The organism is Enterobacter sp. PL1, assembly GCF_945957325.1.
In the GTDB taxonomy this organism is placed as follows: Bacteria; Pseudomonadota; Gammaproteobacteria; order Enterobacterales; family Enterobacteriaceae; genus Enterobacter; species Enterobacter roggenkampii.
Genome location: NZ_CAMFKT010000011.1, coordinates 80688 through 104378 on the forward strand (window position 1 = coordinate 80688; position 23691 = coordinate 104378).

The 23691-nt window shown below is 55.2% G+C and carries 20 protein-coding genes; 6 read left to right on the forward strand and 14 right to left on the reverse strand.

Translation table 11 applies throughout. From position 1 onward, the window contains the following. Positions 1-33: 33 nt before the first annotated feature. Genes nagD through nagB form a run of 4 tightly spaced genes read right to left on the reverse strand, consistent with a single transcriptional unit; the run spans position 34 to position 4065 of the window. Positions 34-786 carry a ribonucleotide monophosphatase NagD gene (gene nagD / locus N6P30_RS12145; protein ID WP_008501057.1) on the reverse strand — a complete coding sequence of 251 codons (753 nt, stop codon included), beginning with the start codon at positions 784-786 and terminating at the stop codon, positions 34-36. 45 nt (positions 787-831) lie between these two features. Next, complete coding sequence (locus N6P30_RS12150; protein ID WP_021242995.1) at positions 832-2052, reverse strand: N-acetylglucosamine repressor; 1221 nt, start codon at positions 2050-2052, stop codon at positions 832-834. 8 nt (positions 2053-2060) lie between these two features. Then, complete coding sequence (gene nagA, locus N6P30_RS12155; protein WP_008501059.1) at positions 2061-3209, reverse strand: N-acetylglucosamine-6-phosphate deacetylase; 1149 nt, start codon at positions 3207-3209, stop codon at positions 2061-2063. A gap of 55 nt (positions 3210-3264) precedes the next feature. Beyond that, positions 3265-4065, reverse strand: coding sequence for a glucosamine-6-phosphate deaminase (gene nagB, locus N6P30_RS12160; RefSeq protein WP_008501061.1), 801 nt, complete (start codon positions 4063-4065; stop codon positions 3265-3267). A gap of 326 nt (positions 4066-4391) precedes the next feature. Here nagB and nagE point away from each other — a divergent pair, with 326 nt between their 5' ends. From nagE to chiQ, 4 genes are all read left to right on the forward strand, one after another. Further along, positions 4392-6344 (forward strand): PTS N-acetyl glucosamine transporter subunit IIABC, encoded by a 1953-nt coding sequence (nagE, locus tag N6P30_RS12165; RefSeq protein WP_021242996.1) that lies wholly within the window; start codon positions 4392-4394, stop codon positions 6342-6344. Positions 6345-6523: 179 nt separating this feature from the next. Continuing rightward, complete coding sequence (gene glnS / locus N6P30_RS12170; protein ID WP_008501063.1) at positions 6524-8191, forward strand: glutamine--tRNA ligase; 1668 nt, start codon at positions 6524-6526, stop codon at positions 8189-8191. Positions 8192-8637: 446 nt separating this feature from the next. After that, positions 8638-10035: a chitoporin ChiP gene (gene chiP / locus N6P30_RS12175; RefSeq protein ID WP_023293022.1), complete on the forward strand. Its 1398-nt coding sequence runs from the start codon at positions 8638-8640 to the stop codon at positions 10033-10035. Between the two features lie 47 nt (positions 10036-10082). Further along, positions 10083-10409, forward strand: a complete 327-nt coding sequence (chiQ, locus tag N6P30_RS12180; protein ID WP_025912725.1) for a ChiQ/YbfN family lipoprotein — start codon at positions 10083-10085, stop codon at positions 10407-10409. A 91-nt stretch (positions 10410-10500) separates the two neighbouring features. Here the strand turns inward: chiQ and fur are convergent, their stop codons facing one another. From fur to ybfF, 4 genes are all read right to left on the reverse strand, one after another. After that, on the reverse strand, positions 10501-10947 hold the full coding sequence (gene fur, locus N6P30_RS12185; RefSeq protein WP_008501066.1) for a ferric iron uptake transcriptional regulator: 447 nt from the start codon (positions 10945-10947) through the stop codon (positions 10501-10503). Positions 10948-11238: 291 nt separating this feature from the next. Beyond that, the gene (gene fldA, locus N6P30_RS12190) at positions 11239-11769 is read right to left on the reverse strand and encodes a flavodoxin FldA (protein ID WP_008501067.1); all 531 of its coding nucleotides are present in this window, start codon (positions 11767-11769) and stop codon (positions 11239-11241) included. Between the two features lie 155 nt (positions 11770-11924). After that, a complete protein-coding gene (gene ybfE / locus N6P30_RS12195) occupies positions 11925-12212 on the reverse strand; it encodes a LexA regulated protein (protein ID WP_008501068.1) in 288 nt (95 codons plus the stop codon). Between the two features lie 128 nt (positions 12213-12340). Next, a complete protein-coding gene (gene ybfF, locus N6P30_RS12200) occupies positions 12341-13114 on the reverse strand; it encodes an esterase (RefSeq protein ID WP_032663956.1) in 774 nt (257 codons plus the stop codon). Between the two features lie 183 nt (positions 13115-13297). Between ybfF and seqA the strand changes: the two genes are divergently transcribed. Next, positions 13298-13846, forward strand: coding sequence for a replication initiation negative regulator SeqA (gene seqA, locus N6P30_RS12205; RefSeq protein WP_008501070.1), 549 nt, complete (start codon positions 13298-13300; stop codon positions 13844-13846). Positions 13847-13870: 24 nt separating this feature from the next. Next, positions 13871-15511 carry a phosphoglucomutase (alpha-D-glucose-1,6-bisphosphate-dependent) gene (pgm, locus tag N6P30_RS12210; RefSeq protein WP_023293020.1) on the forward strand — a complete coding sequence of 547 codons (1641 nt, stop codon included), beginning with the start codon at positions 13871-13873 and terminating at the stop codon, positions 15509-15511. Between the two features lie 90 nt (positions 15512-15601). On the opposite strand, the gene potE is transcribed toward pgm, so the two are convergent. From potE to kdpC, 6 genes are all read right to left on the reverse strand, one after another. Further along, the gene (gene potE / locus N6P30_RS12215) at positions 15602-16915 is read right to left on the reverse strand and encodes a putrescine-ornithine antiporter (protein WP_008501072.1); all 1314 of its coding nucleotides are present in this window, start codon (positions 16913-16915) and stop codon (positions 15602-15604) included. Continuing rightward, positions 16912-19110 (reverse strand): ornithine decarboxylase SpeF, encoded by a 2199-nt coding sequence (gene speF, locus N6P30_RS12220; protein WP_023293019.1) that lies wholly within the window; start codon positions 19108-19110, stop codon positions 16912-16914. Before speF ends, potE begins: the two co-directional genes overlap by 4 nt. Before the next feature lie 254 nt (positions 19111-19364). Then, complete coding sequence (gene speFL / locus N6P30_RS12225) at positions 19365-19469, reverse strand: leader peptide SpeFL (RefSeq protein ID WP_003858645.1); 105 nt, start codon at positions 19467-19469, stop codon at positions 19365-19367. Between the two features lie 278 nt (positions 19470-19747). After that, the gene (gene kdpE / locus N6P30_RS12230; RefSeq protein WP_008501074.1) at positions 19748-20425 is read right to left on the reverse strand and encodes a two-component system response regulator KdpE; all 678 of its coding nucleotides are present in this window, start codon (positions 20423-20425) and stop codon (positions 19748-19750) included. Beyond that, positions 20422-23109 carry a two-component system sensor histidine kinase KdpD gene (gene kdpD / locus N6P30_RS12235; protein WP_032663954.1) on the reverse strand — a complete coding sequence of 896 codons (2688 nt, stop codon included), beginning with the start codon at positions 23107-23109 and terminating at the stop codon, positions 20422-20424. Before kdpD ends, kdpE begins: the two co-directional genes overlap by 4 nt. Beyond that, positions 23110-23685: a potassium-transporting ATPase subunit KdpC gene (kdpC, locus tag N6P30_RS12240; RefSeq protein ID WP_023293017.1), complete on the reverse strand. Its 576-nt coding sequence runs from the start codon at positions 23683-23685 to the stop codon at positions 23110-23112. Positions 23686-23691 lie beyond the last annotated feature (6 nt).

The window sequence follows — 23691 nt, forward strand, 5'->3', positions numbered from 1 at the left end:
ATAAAAAACCACGCCCTGAGGCGTGGTTCGGTATCAGATGATGTCAATTTCATCGACGGAGGGATAAATCCAGCTTGGGCGGAACGGCATTGAGTCAATGTCATCAAGCTGAGAGACGCCTGACAGGACCAGAATCGTCTCCAGGCCTGCCTGGAAACCGGCCAGAATATCGGTGCGCAGGTTGTCGCCGACAATCACGGTCTCTTCTGAGTGGGCCTGCATCTTGTTGAGTGCGGCACGGATGATCCACGGGCTGGGCTTGCCGACATAGAACGGCTTGCGCCCGGAGATCTTCTCGATACCGGCACACAGCGCGCCGCAGGCCGGATAAAAACCGCGACCGTGGGTATCCGGGTTGGTCGCAATAAAGCGCGCGCCGTTAGCCACAAAGAAGGATGCCTTATGCATCATCTCCCAGTTGTAGGAACGCGTTTCACCCACAATCACAAAGTCCGGGTTGACGTCGGTGATGGTAAAGCCCGCTTTATACAGCTCATGGATCAGCGCGCCTTCACCGACCACATAGGCTTTTTTTCCTTCCTGACGCTTCAGAAAATCTGCCGTGGCCATCGCCGAGGTATAAAACACGCTGTCCGGGACGTCGACACCCGCCGTGGCAAAGCGGTTTGCCAGATCCTGACCGGTCTGAGAAGGGTAGTTCGTGAGAAGAACCAGAGGCATTCCTTTGTCGATGATGCGGTGAAGAAACTCCGCAGCACCCGGCACGGCAACGTTGTCGTGCATCAGCACGCCGTCGATATCACAAATTACATTCTTAATGGTCATGGACAGTCCGACATCAAAAAAAGAAGGCGTTACTATAAGGTCCGATCAACTTTCCAGCAAATGCTGCAGCAGAATTCCGTTGAGCATGGCGCGTTTGACCAGCGCGAACGCGCCAATCGCCGAACGATGGTCAAGCTTTGAACGAACCACCGGAAGATTCTGGCGGAATGCTTTCAGCGCCTGGGTGTTAATACAGCCTTCAATCGCGGGGAGCAGCACCTTTTCCGCCTCCACAATTTCACCGGCGATCACCACTTTTTGTGGGTTAAACAGGTTAATGGCGATGGCGATGGTTTTCCCCAGATGGCGTCCCACCTGCTCGATCACTTCACAGGCCAGCGCGTCGCCTTTATTGGCGGCTTTGCAGATGGTGCCTATCTTGCAGTCGTCCAGCGTGACGCGGCTTTGGTACCCCTGTTCAAGCAGATGGCGAACGCGCTGCTCGATGGCGGTGTTGGCGGCAATGGTTTCAAGGCAGCCAAAGTTGCCGCAGTGGCAGCGCTCCCCGAGCGGTTCAACCTGAATGTGGCCGATCTCACCGACGTTACCGTTGCGACCAATAAAAATTCGGCCGTTAGAGATAATGCCTGCGCCCGTACCGCGGTGAACGCGCACCAGAATAGAGTCTTCACAGTCCTGGCTCGCACCAAAGTAGTGCTCTGCCAGCGCCAGAGAGCGAATGTCATGGCCCACAAAGCAGGTCACTTTAAAGCGCTTTTCCAGCGCGTCGACCAGCCCCCAGTTTTCAACCTGAATGTGCGGCATATAGCGGATCACGCCGCTTTCCGGGTCGACCAGACCGGGCAGAATCACCGAGATGGCGATGAGTTCGCGGATCTTGCGCTGACAGCTTTCAATAAACTGCGCGATGGTATTCAGCAGCGCATGCTCCAGCGTCTCCTGGGTGCGTTCAGGAAGGGGATAGTGCTCTTCCGCAATGGCTTTACTGCTCAGATCGTACAGCGTGAGCGTGGTGTCATGACGGCCCAGACGGACGCCAATTGCCTGAAAATTGCGGGTTTCGGTAATAATGGAGATAGCGCGGCGGCCCCCGGTGGAGGCCTGCTGATCGACTTCTTTGATCAAACCGCGCTCAATGAGCTGGCGGGTAATTTTTGTCACGCTGGCGGGAGCAAGCTGGCTTTGTTCGGCTATCTGAATACGTGAGATTGGCCCGTGTTGGTCAATCAGGCGATATACCGCCGCGCTGTTAAGCTGTTTAACGAGATCGACATTACCGATTTGAGCTTGTCCGCCAGGTGTCATACTTTTACTTACTCAGTGACGACCTCGTTACCATTAACGATGGTCTTAATAATTTTATAATCGTGTGTGAATGCCGTCAGGTTTGCAACCATACCTGGTGCAATTCCGCCAAGCTGTTTATCCACGCCGATAGCGCGCGCAGGATAAAGGGTGGCCATGCGCAGGACTTCATCAAGCGCAATTCCGCAATGCTCAACCAGGTTACGCACCCCTTCAATCATGGTCAAAGAGGAACCGCTCAGCGTACCGTTTTCATCCACACACAGTCCATTGCGGTAGTATATTGTTTTACCGGCAAAAATGAACTGCTCAATATTTGCACCTGCCGGTGCGGTAGCGTCCGTTACCAGGCAGAGCTTGTCACCTTTCAGCCGCTTGGCGTTGCGAATGTTGGTGTAATCAACGTGTAAGCCGTCCGCGATAATGCCGCAGTAAACGTCTGGCTCATCCAGAATCGCGCCGACCAGACCCGGTTCACGACCCGTGATGTATGGCATGGCGTTATACAGGTGCGTCGCAAAGGTAATGCCCGCGCGGAAACCGGCTTTCGCTTCTTTCAGCGTGGCATTTGAGTGGCCCGCTGAAACCACAATTCCGGCGGCGGCCAGCTTGCTGATGACGTCCGTGCCGGTCATTTCCGGTGCCAGCGTCACCTTGGTGATCACATCGGCGTTGGCACACATGTAGTCAACCAGCTCCGCATCAGGTTTACGCACGTAGTCCGGGTTATGCGTTCCTTTCTTGACCATGTTCAGCCATGGCCCTTCCAGGTGCAGACCGAGCGCCTGATTCGGATGTTTGGCCAGGTATTCGCGCATCACGCGGATACCCTGCTTCATCAGGTCATCACTGCTGGTGATGAGCGTTGGCAGATAGCTGGTGCAGCCCGATTTCTCGTTGGCTTTCTGCATGATCTCCAGCGTTTCGACCGTTACCGCATCGGCGGTATCATTGAATTGGACACCGCCGCAGCCGTTGAGCTGTACGTCGATGAAACCGGGGGAGATTACTGCTCCATTGAGTGAGCGCTGTTCAATCTCCGGCGGCAGTTCTGCCAGCGGGCAAACACGTTCAATCAGGCCATTCGCGATAACAATCGCGTGGTCATCCAGAATTTCATGGCCGGTATAAATCCGACCGTGGGTTAAAGCGTACATAACGACCCCCGGTTAAAAAAAGCGGCCGCCTCTTGATAAAGAGGCGGTTATTCAATTACAGACCTTTGATGTTCTCGGCTTCTAACTCGTTGAAGTATTTCAGCGTTTTAACCTTCAGCTCCATCGTGGACGGTTCGTCGCAGACGATGACTGATTTAGGATGCAGCTGCAGACAGCTGATGGTCCACATATGGTTAACGTTGCCTTCAACAGCAGCCTGGAGCGCCTGCGCTTTCACGCCGCCCAGCACCAGAATCATCACTTCTTCAGCATCCAGCAGGGTGCCTACGCCTACGGTCAGGGCGTATTTTGGAACCTGGTTCACGTCACCGTCAAAGAAGCGGGAGTTTGCCACGCGCGTGTCATGGGTCAGCGTTTTAATACGGGTACGGGAAGCCAGAGAGGACGCCGGTTCGTTAAACGCGATATGACCATCATTACCTACACCACCCATGAACAGGTGGATTTTACCGTAGGAACGGATTTTTTCTTCATACTGACGGCATTCTGCGTCAATATCCGGCGCGTTTCCATTCAGCAGGTTAATATTTTCAGCTGGGATATCAACGTGATCAAAGAAATTGCGGTGCATAAAGCTATGGTAGCTTTCCGGGTGGTCTTTCGGTAAGCCAACGTATTCATCCATATTGAAGGTCACAACATGTTTGAAGCTAACCTGGCCTGCTTTATGCATCTCAACCAGCGCCTTGTAAGCGGTCAGCGGTGTGCCGCCGGTCGGAAGGCCCAGAACGAAAGGACGATCGGCGGTCGGTTTGAACGCGTTAATGCGGTTTACGATATGGCGAGCGGCCCATTTACCAACTTGTTCTGCAGTTGCCAGGGGAATCAGTCTCATTGTTCACCTCAAAGTTTAAGTAGAAGAGTGGGCGGATGGCTTCGGAACCTGATACTAAAGCGTAACCTGGAAACTTTCAGGCCGGATCAATCCGTCTTGATTTTTTGAATGATAAAATAAGTTTTCACTGTTAGCCAGTGTAAGGGAGGGCTGAATACGATATTTGGTGACAAAAATCACAAAAAATAGGTGTTTAATTTGCGATACGAATTAATTTTTCACACACTCAGACTGCCAGTGAATTATCAACGGTATCTATCGTTCGTGACACAATAAAAACATAGTTTATGCGCGAGCCTGAAAAAGGGTCTCGTAGGGGGAATAGGATGAATATTTTAGGTTTTTTCCAGCGCCTCGGTAGGGCTTTGCAGCTCCCTATCGCCGTGCTACCGGTTGCAGCGCTGCTGCTGCGATTCGGGCAACCCGATCTTCTCAACGTACCGTTTATTGCTCAGGCTGGCGGTGCCATTTTTGACAACCTGGCGCTGATTTTCGCCATCGGTGTTGCCTCTAGCTGGTCAAAAGACAGCGCGGGTGCCGCAGCGCTGGCAGGGGCAGTCGGTTATTTCATCCTGACGAAAGCGATGGTAACCATTAACCCAGAAATCAACATGGGCGTGCTGGCAGGTATCATTACCGGTCTGGTCGGTGGTGCTGTGTACAACCGCTGGGCAAACATTAAGCTGCCAGACTTCCTGAGTTTCTTTGGCGGCAAACGTTTCGTGCCGATCGCGACAGGTTTCTTCTGTCTGGTTCTGGCCGCTATCTTTGGCTACGTCTGGCCACCGGTACAGCATGCGATCCATGCGGGTGGTGAGTGGATTGTTTCAGCGGGTGCACTTGGCTCAGGTATCTTTGGTTTTATCAACCGTCTGCTGATCCCAACCGGTCTGCATCAGGTGCTGAACACTATCGCATGGTTCCAGATTGGTGAGTTCACCAATGCTGCGGGCACCGTATTCCACGGCGACATCAACCGCTTCTACGCGGGTGACGGCACCGCAGGCATGTTCATGTCTGGCTTCTTCCCAATCATGATGTTTGGTCTGCCGGGCGCTGCGCTGGCAATGTACCTGGCTGCGCCAAAAGCGCGTCGCCCAATGGTTGGCGGCATGCTGCTGTCCGTTGCGATTACCGCGTTCCTGACCGGTGTAACCGAGCCGCTGGAATTCCTGTTCATGTTCCTGGCGCCGGTGCTGTACCTCATGCATGCGGTCCTGACCGGTATCAGCCTGTTTGTGGCGACCCTGCTGGGTATCCATGCTGGCTTCTCCTTCTCTGCAGGCGCGATCGACTACGTGTTGATGTACAACCTGCCGGCGGCAAGCAAGAACGTCTGGATGCTGGTGGTAATGGGTCTGGTCTTCTTCGTCATCTACTTCGTGCTGTTCACTGCGGTTATTCGTATGTTTAACCTCAAAACGCCGGGCCGCGAAGACACCAAAGACGAAGTGGTCACCAGCGAAGCCAACAGCAACACCGAAGAGGGTCTGACCCAGCTGGCGACCAGCTATATCGCTGCCGTCGGGGGGACTGACAACCTGAAAGCCATTGATGCCTGTATCACTCGTCTGCGTCTGACGGTAGGTGACTCTGCGCGCGTCAGCGACGCAATGTGTAAACGCCTTGGTGCATCGGGCGTGGTTAAACTGAACAAACAAACTATCCAGGTTATCGTGGGTGCCAAAGCGGAATCCATCGGTGACGAAATGAAGAAAGTGGTTGCCCGCGGTCCGGTTGCGGCAGCATCAGCCGACAGCGCACCTGCGTCGACGGCTGCCCCGGTAGCGAAGCCGCAGGCCGTGCCTAACGCCGTGACGGTGGCCGCGCTGGTCTCTCCGGTAACGGGTGATGTCGTTGACCTTGAGCAGGTACCTGATGAAGCGTTCGCCAGCAAAGCGGTCGGTGACGGTGTGGCGGTGAAACCAACGGATAAAACCGTGGTGTCTCCTGCTGCCGGTACCATCGTGAAAATCTTCAACACCAATCACGCGTTCTGCCTCGAAACCGAAAAGGGCGCGGAGATCGTTGTCCACATGGGTATCGATACCGTTGCGCTGAATGGTCAGGGCTTTACTCGCCTGGTGGAAGAGGGCGCTGAAGTGGTGGCCGGGCAGCCGATTCTGGAAATGGATCTGGACTTCCTGAATGCCAACGCGCGTTCCATGATTAGCCCGGTGGTTTGCAGCAACATTGACGACTTCAGCGGTCTGGTCATCCAGGCGAAAGGTCAGGTTGTTGCGGGTCAAACCCCGCTGTATGAGATTAAAGGCAAGTAATCGATCCTGAGTAGAGTCATGCCTTAAGCGGCGGGGGATATCCTCCGCCGCTTTTTTTTGCAGCAAATGCCCCCATTATTTTCATCAGATACGTATTTTCCGTAACTAAGGGTTGTCACTACGTCCGGCTTATAAGATCATATGCCGTTATACGTTGTTTACGCTTTGAGGAATCCACGATGAGTGAGGCAGAAGCCCGCCCGAGTAACTTTATTCGTCAGATCATCGATGAAGATCTGGCCAGTGGTAAGCACACCACAATTCATACCCGTTTCCCGCCGGAGCCGAATGGCTACCTGCATATCGGGCATGCGAAGTCCATCTGCCTGAACTTTGGCATTGCGCAAGACTACCAGGGACAGTGCAACCTGCGTTTCGATGACACCAACCCAGTAAAAGAAGACATCGAATACGTTGAGTCCATCAAAAATGACGTGCAATGGCTGGGCTTCAACTGGTCTGGCGATATCTGCTATTCCTCTGACTATTTTGATCAGCTGTATGCCTACGCGGTAGAGCTCATCAACAAAGGTCTGGCGTATGTAGACGAACTGTCTGCAGATGAGATCCGTGAATACCGCGGTACGCTGACCGCACCGGGTAAAAACAGCCCGTTCCGCGATCGCAGCGTGGAAGAGAACCTGGCGCTGTTTGAAAAAATGCGTGCCGGCGGCTTCGAAGAGGGCAAAGCGTGCCTGCGTGCCAAAATCGATATGGCGTCTCCGTTCATCGTGATGCGCGATCCGGTGCTGTACCGCATCAAGTTCGCAGAACACCACCAGACCGGCAACAAGTGGTGCATCTATCCGATGTACGACTTCACCCACTGCATCAGCGATGCGCTGGAAGGCATCACCCACTCGCTGTGTACGCTGGAGTTCCAGGACAACCGTCGTCTGTACGACTGGGTGCTGGATAACATCACCATTCCTGTGCATCCGCGTCAGTACGAGTTCTCTCGTCTGAATCTGGAATACACCGTGATGTCCAAGCGTAAGCTGAACCTGCTGGTCACCGACAAGCACGTTGAGGGCTGGGACGACCCGCGTATGCCAACCATCTCGGGTCTGCGCCGCCGTGGCTACACCGCTGCGTCAATCCGTGAGTTCTGCAAGCGTATCGGCGTGACCAAGCAGGACAACACCATTGAGATGGCGTCTCTGGAATCCTGCATTCGTGAAGACCTCAATGAAAATGCCCCGCGCGCGATGGCCGTTATCGACCCGGTGAAGCTGGTTATCGAAAACTATCCGCAGGGCGAGAGCGAGCTGGTCTCCATGCCTAACCATCCGAACAAACCGGAAATGGGAAGCCGCGACGTGCCGTTCAGCGGCGAGATCTGGATTGACCGCGCTGACTTCCGCGAAGAAGCTAACAAGCAGTACAAGCGTCTGGTGCTGGGTAAAGAAGTGCGTCTGCGTAATGCTTACGTCATCAAAGCCGAGCGCGTAGAAAAAGATGCGGAAGGAAATATCACCACCATCTTCTGTACTTATGACGCTGAGACGCTGAGTAAAGATCCGGCGGATGGCCGCAAGGTGAAAGGCGTTATCCACTGGGTGAGCGCATCCCACGCGCTGCCGGTAGAGATTCGTCTGTACGATCGCCTGTTCAGCGTGCCTAACCCAGGTGCGGCGGAAGACTTCCTGGCGACCATTAACCCGGAATCTTTGGTGATCAAGCAGGGTTATGCGGAGCCTTCTCTGAAAGCGGCTGAAGCAGGCAAAGCGTTCCAGTTCGAACGTGAAGGTTACTTCTGCCTGGACAGCCGTCACAGCACGGCGGAAAAACCGGTATTTAACCGTACCGTGGGCCTGCGTGATACCTGGACGAAGATCGGCGAATAATATTGCTGCTCTGGTCAATGAGAAACAAACGCCGCATTATGCGGCGTTTTTTTATTTAACGATCAGAGTATTAAGCCAGGGGTTAAAGGGGTGTCATGAAAATAACAGGTCAATGAGGTGCTACTTATTTTTTAAAAAAAAGTTTGTGCCATTACGAAATTCAAAAGGGTTATAAAAAAGGAAACCGATCCCACGCCTGGACACTGAAATAGCTGAGAATTTCCCGTCATTCCTCGCCTTCCTGTAAATGTTACAAAGCACTACCAATTATGTGCACTTCGTCATAATCCTGACTTTTGCCCGCTGAAAAGCATTGATAATTCGCGTCGCGAAAAATAACCTAAAGACGGTAGTTAATTCGAGGGTATTTAACACTACCCCTGACCATTTGGTCTTTTTTATTTACGCCGTTTCAGGCGTTTTAATTCGTCAAAGAGGAATAATCTATGCGTACGTTCAGTGGCAAACGTAGTGCGCTGGCGCTGGCTATTGCCGGTGTGACAGCAATGTCGGGCCTGGTGATTGCGCCAGAGGCAAAAGCAGCGGGTTTCATCGAAGATTCCACCCTCACGGGCGGTATTTATTACTGGCAGCGTGAGCGTGACCGTAAAGACGTCACTGAAGATAAATACAAAACCAACCTCTCGCACTCCACCTGGAACGCCAACCTGGACTTCCAGTCAGGCTACGCCGCGGATATGTTCGGTCTGGATATCGCCGCGTTCACCGCGATCGAAATGGCGGAAAACGGCGACAGCGGCCACCCGAACGAAATCGCCTTCTCCTCCAGCAACAAAGCCTATGATGAAGACTGGTCCGGGGATAAGAGCGGTATCAGCCTCTACAAAGCCGCAGCGAAATTTAAATACGGCCCGGTCTGGGCGCGTGGGGGCTATATTCAGCCAACCGGCCAGACGCTGTTAGCCCCACACTGGAGCTTTATGCCGGGTACCTATCAGGGTGCAGAAGCCGGGGCTAACTTTGACTACGGTGACGCAGGTGCGCTGAGCTTCTCCTATATGTGGACCAACGAGTACAAAGCACCGTGGCACATTGAAATGGACAAGTTCTACCAGAACGATAAGAAAACCAAAGTCGATTACCTCCACTCGCTGGGTGCGAAATACGACTTCAAAAACGATCTGGTTCTCGAAGCGGCATTCGGCCAGGCGCAAGGCTATATCGATCAATACTTTGCCAAGGCCAGCTATAAGTTTGATATTGCGGGTAGCCCGCTGAGTACCAGCTACCAGTTCTACGGTACGCGCGACAAAGTCAGTAACGGTGGCGTCAATGATATCTACGACGGCACCGCGTGGCTGCAGGCGTTAACCTTCGGCTACAAGGTCGGTCAGGTTGATTTGCGTCTGGAAGGCACATGGGTGAAAGCGGAAGGGCAGCAGGGCTACTTCCTGCAGCGTATGACCCCGACCTATGCTTCCTCCAACGGTCGTCTTGATATCTGGTGGGATAACCGCTCCGACTTCAACGCCGACGGTGAGAAAGCAGTCTTCTTCGGCGCGATGTATGACCTGAAAAACTGGAACCTGCCGGGCTGGGCGGTGGGCGCTTCTTACGCTTACGCCTGGGATGCAAAACCAGCCGACATGGCAACACCGGATGCTTACTACGATCCAAACTATCGCCTGAAAGAGTCTTCCTACAGCCTGGATGCTATCTATACCCTGCAGGATGGCCGCGCGAAAGGCACGATGTTCAAACTGCACTTCACCCAGTACGACAACCACTCCGATATCCCGAGCTACGCGGGCGGTTACGGCAACATCTTCCAGGATGAACGTGACGTGAAATTCATGGTTATCGCACCGTTCACCATCTTCTGATGAATCGTCCGGCGGGTTAGATCCCGCCGGACCGGAGACTGCAAATGATGAAAAAAATCGTAATCGTCGCGCTGTTGGCATCGGGGCTGGTGGCGTGTGCCCAGACTCAGGCACCGAAAGAGGACTCCCGCCTCAAGGAGGCCTACAGCGCCTGTATTAATACAGCGGAAGGTTCGCCGGAGAAAATTGAAGCCTGCCAGAGCGTGCTGAACGTGCTGAAGAAAGAGAAAGCGCACGAGCAGTTCGCGACGCAGGAGAATGTCCGCGTGATGGATTACCAGGCCTGTATCCAGGCACGTAAAACCGGTAACGATCAGGAAGTGGCGAAGCGTTGCGATAAGATCTGGAACGAGATACGCAATAACAATAAATAAGTTGCTTTACGCCCGGTGGCACAGTGCCACCGGGCTTTTTTCTGGCAAAAAAAAGCCAACCTTACGGCTGGCTCAGAGTATGAACACTCACTTATTTTGCGTCATGCGCATGTTCATTTTCGCGGCAATCGCCTTCAGCGCAGTGACCATAAAGGTACAGGCTGTGGTTGGTCAGACGGATGCCGTGACGCGCGGCGATTTCACGCTGGCGCGCTTCGATAGAGTCATCGCTAAATTCAATGACCTTGCCACAGTCGAGGCAGATCAGGTGATCGTGGTGCTGCTGCTGGGTCAGTTCGAAGACAGATTTACCACCTTCGAAATTATGACGGGTGACAATGCCCGCGTCATCAAACTGGTTCAGCACGCGATAGACGGTAGCCAGCCCAATCTCTTCACCCATGTCGATAAGACGTTTATAAAGGTCTTCCGCACTGACATGGTGATTGTCTGGACCCTGAAGCACTTCGAGGATTTTTAACCGAGGAAGCGTAACTTTCAGGCCAGCCTTCTTTAATGCGGTATTGTTGTCAGTCATGCGGAATCTGTCCTGTTGCTAAACGATTCACTTCTGTAGGAAGTGACAGAAAATGCACCCGGGATAATGCGTCTCATTATAGAACTGCCATGGCTAAATGAAAACTGCAAGTCTCAGGCAAAATATGCTTATAAAAATGGGGTATCACCAACAAACTTGCTCGGTGGAAAACCACATTTTATCAGGGAGACATTGTACAGGTCTGGGCGAAAAAGTTAAAAGATTGTAGCAATTAATTTAATCGGTTTGACCTGGTGCGCGGGCGCAACCGCCGTTGCGCCGCGATAAAAATCAGGCGTTGAGAATATCGTCCAGGTGCAGTTCTTCACGGATCTGCTTAACCCATTTCTCGACGCGCTCTGCAGTCAGTTCTGGCTGACGGTCTTCGTCGATGGCCAGACCCACGAAATGATCGTCATCGGCCAGGCCTTTGGACGCTTCGAAGTGGTAACCGGCGGTTGGCCAATGGCCGACGATCACAGCGCCATTCGGCTCAATGATGTCGCGGATGGTACCCAGCGCGTCACAGAAGTACTCGGCGTAGTCTTCCTGGTCGCCACAGCCAAACAGGGCAACCAGCTTACCGTTGAAGTCCACTTCTTCCAGCGTCGGGAAGAAATCATCCCAGTCGCACTGGGCTTCGCCGTAGTACCAGGTCGGAATACCCAGCAGCAGAATGTCATAGCCTTCGAGATCTTCTTTGCTGCTCTTGGCGATGTCATGCACATCAGCAACGTCTTTACCGAGCTGTTTTTGAATGTTTTTCGCGATATTTTCGGTATTGCCGGTATCACTGCCAAAGAAAATGCCGATGATTGCCATGAGTAAAATAACCTCTTGAAACTTAATAGTATGGTGGCGCAATTCGGCCACGGATAAGGGCAATAATAGCAGAACTGGCAACCCTGCGGAAACAGCTATCGCGCAGGACTGCACTCTGTGCTACATGAAAAGGGTAATTAAGGGAATTTTCAGACTTATGCCTGGCTGCGCAGCATCTCAAGCTGGGCGATCAACATCTCTTCAATGAGCTCGCTGCGGCTAATATTTCGCGCGTCGGCCAGCTCGTTAAGCGCATCGACAGCGTCGGCGTTGAGCTTAAGTTCGACACGCTTAAGCCCACGATTTTTATCGCGTTTAAGCTGATTGCGTTTATTGATACGCAGCTGTTCATCGCGCGAAAGCGGATTCGTCTTCGGTCGTCCCGGGCGACGCTCATTCGCGAACAGATCTAGTGTCGTACGGTCCGTTTGTTCTTTGGCCATGATTCTGAGACTTCGGGGGAAACACGCCGCCCTGCTAATGCCCGGGCGATAAGCGCGCCATCATACATCACCAAAAACGGCGCGCCAACGACTGGAAGCCCGCAGCCTTCCAGTCGCTCTCTTTTTAATCAATTTGCAGTATCAGCAAGATAGCGGCGAATGGCGCGCTGCACGGCGTCAGGTTTTTCCGCATGCACCCAGTGTCCGGCTCCGGCAATGACGTGGGCGCGAGCCTGCGGGAATTGCGCCAGTATGGCGTCGCGGTACGCGTCGGTAACGTAAGGGGAATTGCCACCGCGAATAAAGAGGGTAGGGTGTGGCCAGGCGGGTACGGTTTGCCAGCCCACAATATTGTTGTACTGGTTCCAGAGCACCGGCACGTTAAAACGCCATTGCCCGTCAACAAACGACTTCAGCAGGAACTGGACGACGCCTTCTTCATCAAGATGCTCACGCATGACGGCAGCTGCCTGCTGACGCGTCGCGACACCCGCTTCGGTGACCGCATTGATGGCGGCAAAAATTTCGTCGTGACGGCGGACGTCGTAATCCACGGGCGCAACATCAATCACCACCAGGCCGTTAATACGCTCCGGGGCCAGCGCCGTCAGGGCCATCACCGCTTTACCGCCCATTGAATGCCCGATCAGCGTTACCTTCTGAAGGCTATGTGCGTCCAGTGTATCCAGCAGATCCTGCGCCATCGCCGCGTAGGTCATCTCGTCGGAACGGCCGGAAAGACCGTGATTGCGCATATCAACCTGAAGAATATCGTGGTCGGTAACCAGATCGCGCGCCAGCACGCCCAGGTTATCCAGGCTGCCAAAAAGCCCGTGAACCAGCACGATGGGAGAATTATTGTTCGGCGATTGTGCAGTTTGCGCTCGGGTATTCAATTTCATGGCAAAGTTCTTTTTTTACGTATGTCAGGTTAGGGTATCATGTTGACCATTCTGCCGCCCGGCTGCAAGGTTCCAGTTTAATCTGACTTTTGCCGCCAACCTGGTTTGACGCTATCCGCTGTTGGGATTTGACCTTATAATCCCAATGACTTGTATTCAGATAAGATATCGCACTGGATTAAGATGAAAACAATCGAAGTTGATGACGAACTCTATCAGTATATTGCCAGCCAGACGCGGCATATCGGGGAGAGCGCGTCCGACATTTTACGGCGCATGCTTAAAATTTCCGCCGCTTCACAGCCTGCTACCCCAGTCACCAAAGATGTCGTGTCTCAGCCAAGCGTTGTTGCACAAGCAAAACCTGCCGTGACACCGGCAAAAGATAAAGTGCGCGCGATGCGCGAGCTGCTGCTTTCCGATGAATATGCGGAGCAAAAAAAGGCGGTTAACCGCTTTATGCTGGTGCTGTCTACACTTTATTCACTGGATAACAAAGCGTTTGCTGAAGCGACCGAGTCGCTGCACGGTCGTACTCGCGTCTACTTCGCGGGCGACGAGCAGACGCTGCTGCAAAATGGCAATCAAACCAAACCCAAACATGTTCCTGGCACCCCGTACTGGGTGATCACCAATACCAATACGGGCCGCAAGTGCAGCATGATTGAACACATCATGCAGTCCATGCAGTTCCCGGCGGAATTGATTGAGAAGGTTTGCGGTACAATTTAACCCTTGCATCAGAAGGACCCGGTAATGGCAAATCACAGCCGTGCAGGCCAACCTGCACAACAAAGCGATTTGATTAACGTCGCTCAGCTGACCGCGCAGTATTACGTGCTGAAGCCGGTCGTGGGCAACGCAGAACACGCAGTGAAGTTTGGTACATCTGGTCACCGCGGCAGCGCGGCTCGCCACAGCTTTAACGAACCGCACATTCTGGCCATTGCTCAGGCCATTGCGGAAGAGCGCGCTAAAAATGGCGTTACCGGTCCTTGCTACGTGGGGAAAGATACCCATGCGCTGTCTGAACCGGCCTTTATCTCCGTGCTGGAAGTTCTGACTGCGAACGGCGTCGATGTGATTGTTCAGGAGAACAACGGCTTCACCCCAACGCCTGCGGTCTCTAACGCCATCCTGGTGCACAACAAAAAAGGTGGCGCGCTGGCTGACGGTATCGTGATCACGCCATCCCACAACCCGCCGGAAGACGGCGGCATCAAATACAACCCGCCTAACGGTGGCCCGGCAGACACCAACGTCACCAAAGTGGTGGAAGATCGTGCGAACGCCCTGCTGGCTGACGGTCTGAAAGGCGTGAAGCGCATCTCTCTGGATGCGGCCATGGCGTCCGGCCACGTGACGGAGCAGGATCTGGTTCAGCCGTTCGTGGAAGGGCTGGCGGAGATCGTCGATATGGCGGCTATCCAGAAAGCCGGCCTGAAGCTGGGCGTGGATCCGCTGGGCGGCTCCGGTATTGAATACTGGAAACGTATCGCCGAGTACTACAAGCTGGATCTGACCATCGTAAACGATCACGTCGATCAGACCTTCCGCTTTATGCACCTGGACAAAGACGGCGCGATCCGCATGGACTGCTCCTCCGAGTGCGCGATGGCGGGCCTGCTGGCGCTGCGTGATAAATTCGATCTGGCGTTTGCGAACGACCCGGATTACGACCGTCACGGTATCGTCACTCCTGCCGGGCTGATGAACCCGAACCACTATCTGGCCGTTGCGATCAACTACCTGTTCCAGCACCGTCCGCAGTGGGGCAAAGAGGTGGCTGTCGGTAAAACGCTGGTGTCCTCCGCGATGATCGACCGCGTGGTCGAGGCGCTGGGCCGCAAGCTGGTGGAAGTACCTGTGGGCTTCAAATGGTTTGTTGGCGGTCTGCACGACGGCAGCTTTGGCTTCGGTGGTGAAGAGAGCGCGGGGGCCTCTTTCCTGCGCTTCGACGGCACGCCGTGGTCAACCGATAAAGACGGCATCATCATGTGCCTGCTGGCGGCGGAAATCACCGCGGTCACCGGTAAAAACCCGCAGGAACATTACAACGACCTGGCAGCACGCTTTGGTGCGCCAAGCTATAACCGTATTCAGGCCAGCGCAACGTCTGCCCAGAAAGCGGCCCTGTCCAAACTCTCTCCGGAGATGGTCAGTGCAAGCACCCTGGCGGGCGATCCGATCACCGCGCGTCTGACGGCGGCACCGGGTAACGGCGCCTCCATTGGTGGGCTGAAAGTGATGACCGAAAACGGCTGGTTCGCTGCGCGTCCATCCGGCACGGAAGATGCCTATAAAATCTATTGCGAAAGTTTCCTCGGCGCTGAGCATCGTCAGCAGATTGAGAAAGAAGCGGTAGAGATTGTCAGCGAAGTGCTGAAAAACGCGTAAGTGCGGTTTGTGTGCCGGGCGGCACTGCGTTTGCCCGGCCTACAACAACGATCGTAGGCCCGGTAAGCGCTAGCGCCACCGGGCTTTTTTTCAACTGTGCTTATTCTTCAATTCAAACCGTGGTGACACCAGACCGTACAGCGTCCAGCCCATAAAGGTCACCATCGCACCATACAGCATCGCTTCCTGGCCGGAGGAATAGAGCGCATAGAAGCTGTAGATTGCGCCAATCAGCGCCACGATATTGGCCGCACGCGCCTTGCGCGGATCCACCTTCGCAACCTTCTGAATAATCACCAGCGCCGCCATCGACAGAATATACGGAATGATGTTCGTCACCACCGCCAGGTTGACCAGCACGTTGAACTGACTGTTCAGCGACGGGCTAATGGTCATCAGCGACAATCCGCTCTGGAAGATAACAATCGCCAGCATGCCCTGCACCGGTGCATCGGCTTTGGTGACGCGGGAGAAGATTTTTGGGAAGTAACCTTCATCAGCCGAAGATTTAAATACCTGTGCGATGGTGAACTGCCAGCCAAGCAGTGAACCGCAGCATGACATGACCATCAGACCCATAATCACTTTCCCGACTTCCGGCGTGAACATCTGCGCGAAGGCCAGTCCGAACGGCGCCGTGGAGTTGGCCAGATCCATGTTCGGAACGATGCCCGCAATGACGTTCGTCGAGACGATATAGATCACCGCCGCGCCCAGCGTACCGCCGAGGACCGCAATCGGCACGTTCTTTTCAGGGTTATCAACCACTTCTGCGTTCGCGCAGGCGGATTCCAGGCCCAGGAAGGCCCAGAGCGTCATGGCGATAGAAGAGCCGACTGCGCTGAAGAACGGCACATGGTGCGGGTTCCAGGAGTTGGCGTACAGGGTCGGGCTGAACCAGAACCAGCCGATGATGCACAAGCCGACGACTGGAATAATCACGCCCCAGACGGTGATGCTGGAGAGCTGTCCGGTGATACGCGCCCCGCCAAAGTTAGCCACGGTGCAGATCCACAGCACGCCGATGGTGGCCAGGCCAATCTGTACCGGGCTAAGCGTCGCGCCAAACAGCTCCGTACCGTAGCCCACGGCGGAGATGGCAATCGCCACGTTGGCGATCAGCAGTGACACCCCGTAGGTATAGTTGGCCATAAAGTTGCCCGACTTGCCAAAGGCATACTCGGCGTAGCCCCCCATGCCGCCTGACTTGCGGCTGAACATCCCGCACTTGGCAAACGCCCACGCCAGCGCCATCGAGCCGACGGCGGTCACCAGCCAGGAGATAATTGAAATGGTTCCTACTTCGGCAAGCTTGGTGGGCAGCATAATGATCCCTGAACCCATCATGTTCACCATGGTGAGGATGGTCAGCTGCACCACGCCCATCTTATTGGACTTACTCATAATTTCTCTCCTTTCAGCAGCGCGGGCTGAGCGGCGGGTTGTTTGATGACGTTACAGCGAACCTGTTTGCGGCCCTCGCACTCTTCGACGTACACACCCTGCAGCTCCGGCGCGAAGCCCGGCAGCAGGTTGATGCCTTCTTCCAGCGCGGCGAAGTAGCGCAGCACGGAGCCGCCCCAGACCTCCCCTGGAACCACGCACAATACCCCCGGTGGATAAGGGAGGGCGCCTTCCGCGGCGATGCGGCCTTCCGCGTCGCGCAGGGAGACCAGTTCCACTTCTCCGCGCAGATAGGCGTAGTTCGCGTCCTGCGGGTTCATCATCACGCGCGGGAAGTGAGACTTGCGGAACATCTCTTTCTGCAGCTGTTTGACATTGTGACGGGCGTACAGGTCATGCATCTCCTGGCAGATCTGGCGCAGGGTGTAATCCGCGTAACGTTCCGGATGTTGTCTGCAGATGGAAGGCAGCACCTCTTTTAATGGAGCATCGCTCTCGAGCAGTTTTTCGAAACGCACCAGCTGCGCCACCAGCTGCTGCAGCTTGCCCATATCTTCCGCAGGCGTGAGCAGGAACAGGATCGAGTTGAGATCGCATTTCTCCGGCACGATGCCGTTTTCACGCAGGAAGTTGGCGAGGATGGTGGCAGGCACGCCGAAGCCGTCATACTCCCCGGTGCGGGCGTTAATGCCCGGCGTGGTCAGCAGGAGCTTGCACGGGTCGATAAAATACTGATGCTCGGCGTAGCCTTCAAAAGCGTGCCAGTTTTCACCCGGTACGAAGTGGAAGAAGCGCAGATCGGTCGCAATCTCCGCCGTGTCCCAGCTTTCCCACGGACGGCTATCCACTGTCTCCGGCACGAAGGGGCGCAGATACTGGCAGTTCTCCAGGATTAGTTTTCGCGCCTCAATCCCGTTCACCACGCAGTCCATCCACATGTTGCGGCCGCTCTGGCCTTCATGCATACGGGCGTTGATGTCCAGCGCGGCAAACAGCGGATAGAACGGGCTGGTGGAGGCGTGCATCATAAAGGCATTATTCAGCCGCTTATGCGGGACATAGCGCTGCTGGCCTTTGATGTGGCTGTCTTTCTTGTGAATTTGCGAGGTCTGGGAGAAGCCGGCCTGCTGTTTATGCACCGACTGGGTAACCAAAATCCCCGGGTCGTTTTCGTTCAGCTCCAGCAGCAGCGGCGAGCAGTCGGCCATCATTGGAATAAACTGCTCGTAACCCACCCAGGCCGAGTCAAACAGGATGTAATCACACAGGTGCCCAATCTTATCCACCACCTGGCGGGCGTTGTAGATGGTTCCATCGTAGGTGCCCAGCTGGATCACCGCCAGACGGAACGGACGCGCATCGCGTGCACGACCGGGTGCGACTTCTGCCACCAGCTCGCGAAGATAGCTTTCTTCAAAACAGTGGGCGTCAATGCCGCCGATAAAGCCGTACGGGTTGCGCGCGGTTTCCAGATAGACCGGCGTTGCGCCTGCCTGAAGGAGGGCACCGTGATGGTTGGATTTGTGGTTATTACGGTCGAACAGCACCAGGTCGCCCGGGGTGAGCAGGGCGTTCAGCACCACTTTGTTGGATGACGAGGTGCCGTTGAGCACGAAATAGGTCTTATCGGCATTAAAGACCTTCGCCGCATGCTGCTGTGCGATGCACGGCGCGCCTTCGTGGATCAGCAGATCGCCCATTGCCACGTCGGCGTTGCACAGATCGGCGCGGAAAAGCGTCTCGCCAAAGAAATCAACGAACTGATTGCCGGCAGGATGGCGGCGGAAGAACTGGCCGCCCTGATGCCCCGGACAGTCAAACGCGCTGTTGCCCTGTTTTACATAGTCGACCAGAGCGCGGAAAAACGGCGGGCGCAGCTGGGTTTCATACTTCAGGGCAGCCGCCTCCAGCTGTCGTCCATAAAAGTCGTTACTGGTGTCTGAATACTCAAATACGCCATGAATGCGCGATAAATAATCTGCCGGAATGAATTCTTCTTTATGCGTCGCGACAAAAACAGGAATGTCAAATCCGGTGGCTTCTATTTCTTCCAGTATGCCATCGGTAATATCACTGACCGCCAGCACAATAGCGGCAACGTCGATATAATCCGAGGCCCGGACATCCACCAGTTCACGCTGGGTGGTAAAGCAATCCGGACATGCGCGGCTGGCTGCGATTTTTAAACTTTTCATCTTTCTCTCTTTATTTTAGGTAATAAGCGTCCCTCGATTTCTTGTAAAAAAGAAATCGATAATTTTCCGGAAAAAAAGCAAAGGGTGGCTGCTGATTAAAATCAGTACATTGCTTTTTTGATGATTGAAATTCAGTCCGCCCGGTGCGGAAGGGTCTGAATCAAAATGAATGAGCGCACGCGTTCACAGGCAATGGCCTGTAAAATAAGAGGTTTCAGGGTAACCTGTAAGCGAATGCGCCAGAAGTCGAAGGACTACCGGGCATTAAAGAGATGAAAGTCAAAGCAGTTTCGGTGGGCAAACATCATGATATGTGTTGTCCGCCTTATATGGGGCATTAAACGATTGTTGTTTTCCATGATTTATTTTCCTTTCAGTAATTGAAAGCACGGTCATTTTATCCAGGAAAACGCGATTAACTGTGAAGGAGATCACCGTTAACCGATCATTTTAGAAATAAATAGTCGTTTTTGATGAATATCGCAGATCAAAATTCTGATTTGTTGATATCGGGTTAACAGGATGTATTGCAAATGTTTTAAATGGACATAAATAACCCAAAAAATATCGATTGGATTATTTATGAAATATTTTCTGAGAGGTTTTGATTTTATTTAAAAATAAAATGAATAGTTATTCAGAGCATAAACCGATAACCGATACCGGTTTCAGTTAATAAATGGCGAGGGCGAGCGGGGTCGACTTCGAGTTTCTGACGAAGGTGCCCCATATATATGCGTAAATAGTGACTATGTTCCACGGCGTTGGGTCCCCACACCTGACTTAACAGCTGGCGCTGGGTGAGAACCTTGCCGTGATTGTTGAGCAGCACGGCGAGCAGGCGAAATTCGATGGGCGTGAGGTGAATTTCCTCTTCGCCGCGCACAATGCGCCGCGCGGCCAGGTCAACCCGGATATCCCCAAACGTGTAGGTTGGATCGGCAGGCGTGGTGGCGCTGTGGCGACGCAGCGCCACGCGCAGGCGAGCCTGTAGCTCGCCGATGCCAAACGGTTTAATCAGGTAGTCATCCGCCCCGGCATCCAGCGCGGCGATTTTATCCGTCTCTTCAGTACGGGCGGAGAGCACCAGAATCGGCATCTGGCTCCACTGACGGACTTCACGAATAAAATCGATGCCGTCACCGTCCGGGAGACCCAGATCGAGGATCACCAGGTCCGGCTTGCGGGTGGCGGCTTCAATTAACCCCCGCTGAAGCGTACCTGCATCATGGACGCGCAGACCGTCTCCTTCCAGCGCAGCGCGCAGAAAACGGCTAATAGCGATCTCATCTTCAACAATCAGAACGTTGATCACAAATCCTCTGGTAATTCATTAAGTTCTGGCGGGGTTTCCAGAGGAAGTGTAACACAAAAACGCGCACCACCTTCCGCACGATTCTCCGCGGAAATGGAGCCGCCATGCACGTCAATGATCGCCTGGCAAATGGCCAGCCCCAGCCCCACGCCCGGAATGGCCGACTCCTTATTGCCGCGCGCGAATTTCTCGAAAATAGCCAACTCCTGCCCGGCAGGAATGCCCGGGCCGGTATCCCAGACGTTAAGGCGAAGCGCGCCGTCGTCCACCGTCGCATCCACCCCAATCTGCGCGCTGGCGCCCGCATATTTGGCGGCATTTTCCAACAGGTTGATCAGCACCCGTTCAAACAGCGGACCATCAACATGAATTAAGGTCAGGGGCTCGGGCATGTTCAGCGCAATATGTCGCCCGCCCAGGCCGGGCTCGAGCATTTTCAGCGCGCTGCCCACCACCTCTTCCAGCGTGAGCCACTCTTTTTTGAGGTTAAATCCGCCCGACTGGATACGCGCCATGTCGAGCAGGTTATTCACCAGGCGCGTGGTATTCAGCACGTGCTGGCGGATCTCGCTGGCCTGAAGGGCATGCTTCGAGCCTTCCGCCGCCAGGTCCAGCGTCAGAATTTCTGACTGACCAAACAGGACGGTGAGCGGGGTACGCAGATCGTGAGACAGCGCCGCCAGCAGCGAGTTACGAATGCTTTCACGCTCGCTTGCCAGCCGGGCCTGTTCCTCGCTGGCGGTGAGGGCCAGTCGTTCCAGCGCGCTGGCAACCAGCAGCGTAAACGTCTCCAGTAAACGCTGCTGTTCGGGGATCATCAGCTGGCGCAGGTTGGAAGGCTCCACGATGACCAGCCCCTGATTTTTATCGGCGCTGCGCAGAGGCAGAATTTGGTAGGGCACGCCGGGGAGGGTGTCGGTCCCTGCGCCCGCCGGTAAGCCTTTGTCAAAGCTCCAGCGCGCGATGGCTTCGTCCCAGGGCGTCATGCCTGTGGCGGAGGTCAGCGGGCGCAGCTTGCCGTGTTCGTCCGGGAGTAAAATCAGGTTGCTGGCATGAAACGTCGAGCGGATAAACTGCTCGCTGGTCTGCACGATATCCAGCGGCGTGCGGCCCACCGCCAGCGATTTCGACATCTCATAGAGATGGCGCGTGCGCTGTTCGCGATAGCGGGCGATGCGCGCCTGATAGCGCACGCCCGCCGTCAGATTGCCGATCACCAGCCCGACGGTGAGCATGACGGCAAAGGTGAGGATGTACTGCACGTCCGAGACGGCCAGCGTACCGCGGGGGGCAATAAAGAACAGATCGAAGCTGATGACGTTGATCACCGTCGCCAGGACCGACGGCCAGCGCCCGTAGAAGAGCGCCACCACCACCACGCCCAAAAGGTAGATCATCACCAGGTTGGCGGCATCAAACGCAATCAGCCACTGGCTGGCAATCACGGTAATCAGGGCGCAGAGCACGACGGCGACGAGACAGCCGCGAAGCTGAATGCGCCATTTATCGCTGAAGGTACGGCTGTCCGGCGCGCGATTGGGTAAGGGAGTAGGTTTGTCATCCAGCGCCACGATCACCAGATCCAGATCCGGCGCGCGACGGGCCAGCTTGTCGGCAAAGGATTCGCGGCTAAACCAGCGGCGATGCTGGCGACGGCCGATGACGATTTTCCCCAGGTTATGCTCGCGCGCGTAGCGCAGAATCGCTTTATCTTCCTGCGGATCGGAAAGGGTGGCGGTTTCCGCGCCCAGCTCCTGCGCCAGGCGCAGCGAACTCAGGATCGCACGACGCTGGTTTTCGGGCAGCGCGTGCAGCTGCGGCGTTTCAACATACACCGCATGCCAGACGCTGCCAAATTTGGCCGCCAGGCGCGCGGCGGTGCGGACAAGCTTTTCATTGCCGCTGCCGTGGCCCACGCACAGCAGGATGGCATCCCGCGTGTGCCAGACGCGTTCCTGGCCCTGCAGGTCGCGCCAGGCGCGCATCTGATCGTCCACCCGGTCGGCGGTTCGGCGCAGGGCCAGCTCGCGCAGGGCAATCAGGTTGCCTTTACGGAAGAAATGTTCGATGGCGCGCTCGGCCTGGCCGGCGATATAGACTTTGCCTTCGTGCAGGCGCTGGCGCAAATCATCGGGCGGCAGGTCGACCAGCACCACTTCATCCGCGGAATCGAAGAAGGGATCGGGCACCGTCTCGCGTACCTGAATGCCGGTCACGCCGCTGACCACGTCGTTCAGGCTTTCGAGATGCTGAACGTTAACCGTGGTGAACACATCGATACCGGCTTCAAGTAATTCTTCAACGTCCTGCCAGCGTTTGGGGTGGCGCGAGCCTGGCGCATTGCTGTGCGCCAGCTCGTCCATCAGGATTAGCGCGGGGCGGCGGGCGAGGGCGGCATCGAGATCGAATTCGGTGACTAACCGACCGCGGTGGCTGATGCGGCGGGGCGGCTGGGTAGCCAGCCCCTTCAGCAGTGATGCCGTCTCTTTACGTCCGTGGGTTTCAACCACGCCGATCAGAATATCGAGCCCCTGCGCCCGAAGCCGCTGGGCTTCCGTCAGCATGGCGAAGGTTTTCCCGACGCCCGCGCAGGCGCCAAAGAAAATTTTCAGTTTGCCGCGATGGGCTTCAGCTGTTTGTTCGAGCAGCCTGTCCGGATCCGGGCGCATGGGCTCGTCGGTCATTTAGTTTTTCCTTAGCGCGTCCAGCGCCAGATTCAGCTCAACAATATTTACCACGGGCATGCCGATGAAGCTGACCAGCGGCTTTTGCGTGTGCTCTGCCACCAGCTTGCTCACCTGTTCCACGGTCAACTGACGGACGGCGGCGACGCGCGGGATCTGCCAGGCCACCGCTGCCGGCGTCAGGCTGTAGTCCAGCCCGCTGGCCGAGGCGGTCACCAGCTCTACGGGCACCTCGCGGCTGGCCTGCGGATTCGCGGCGCGCAGGGCTGCCACGCGCTCAGCGACGGCTTTGTCCAGCTCCGGGTTGCTGCCCGCCAGGTTGCTGCCGCCGGATGCCATCGGATTATACGGGCTTTCGGCAGTGGCGGAAGGGCGTCCCTGGAAGTAGCGGGCATCCGTAAAGTTCTGACCAATCAGGCGAGAGCCGCGGTTTTCACCGTTTTGCAGTAACAGCGAGCCGTTAGCCTGATCCTTAAACCACCATTGGCCCAGCGCGGTGGTCACCAGCGGGTACAGCCCGCCGGTAATGAGAGACAGCAGTATGAACAGAAGTATAGCGGGGCGTAACATGGTCATTTGATT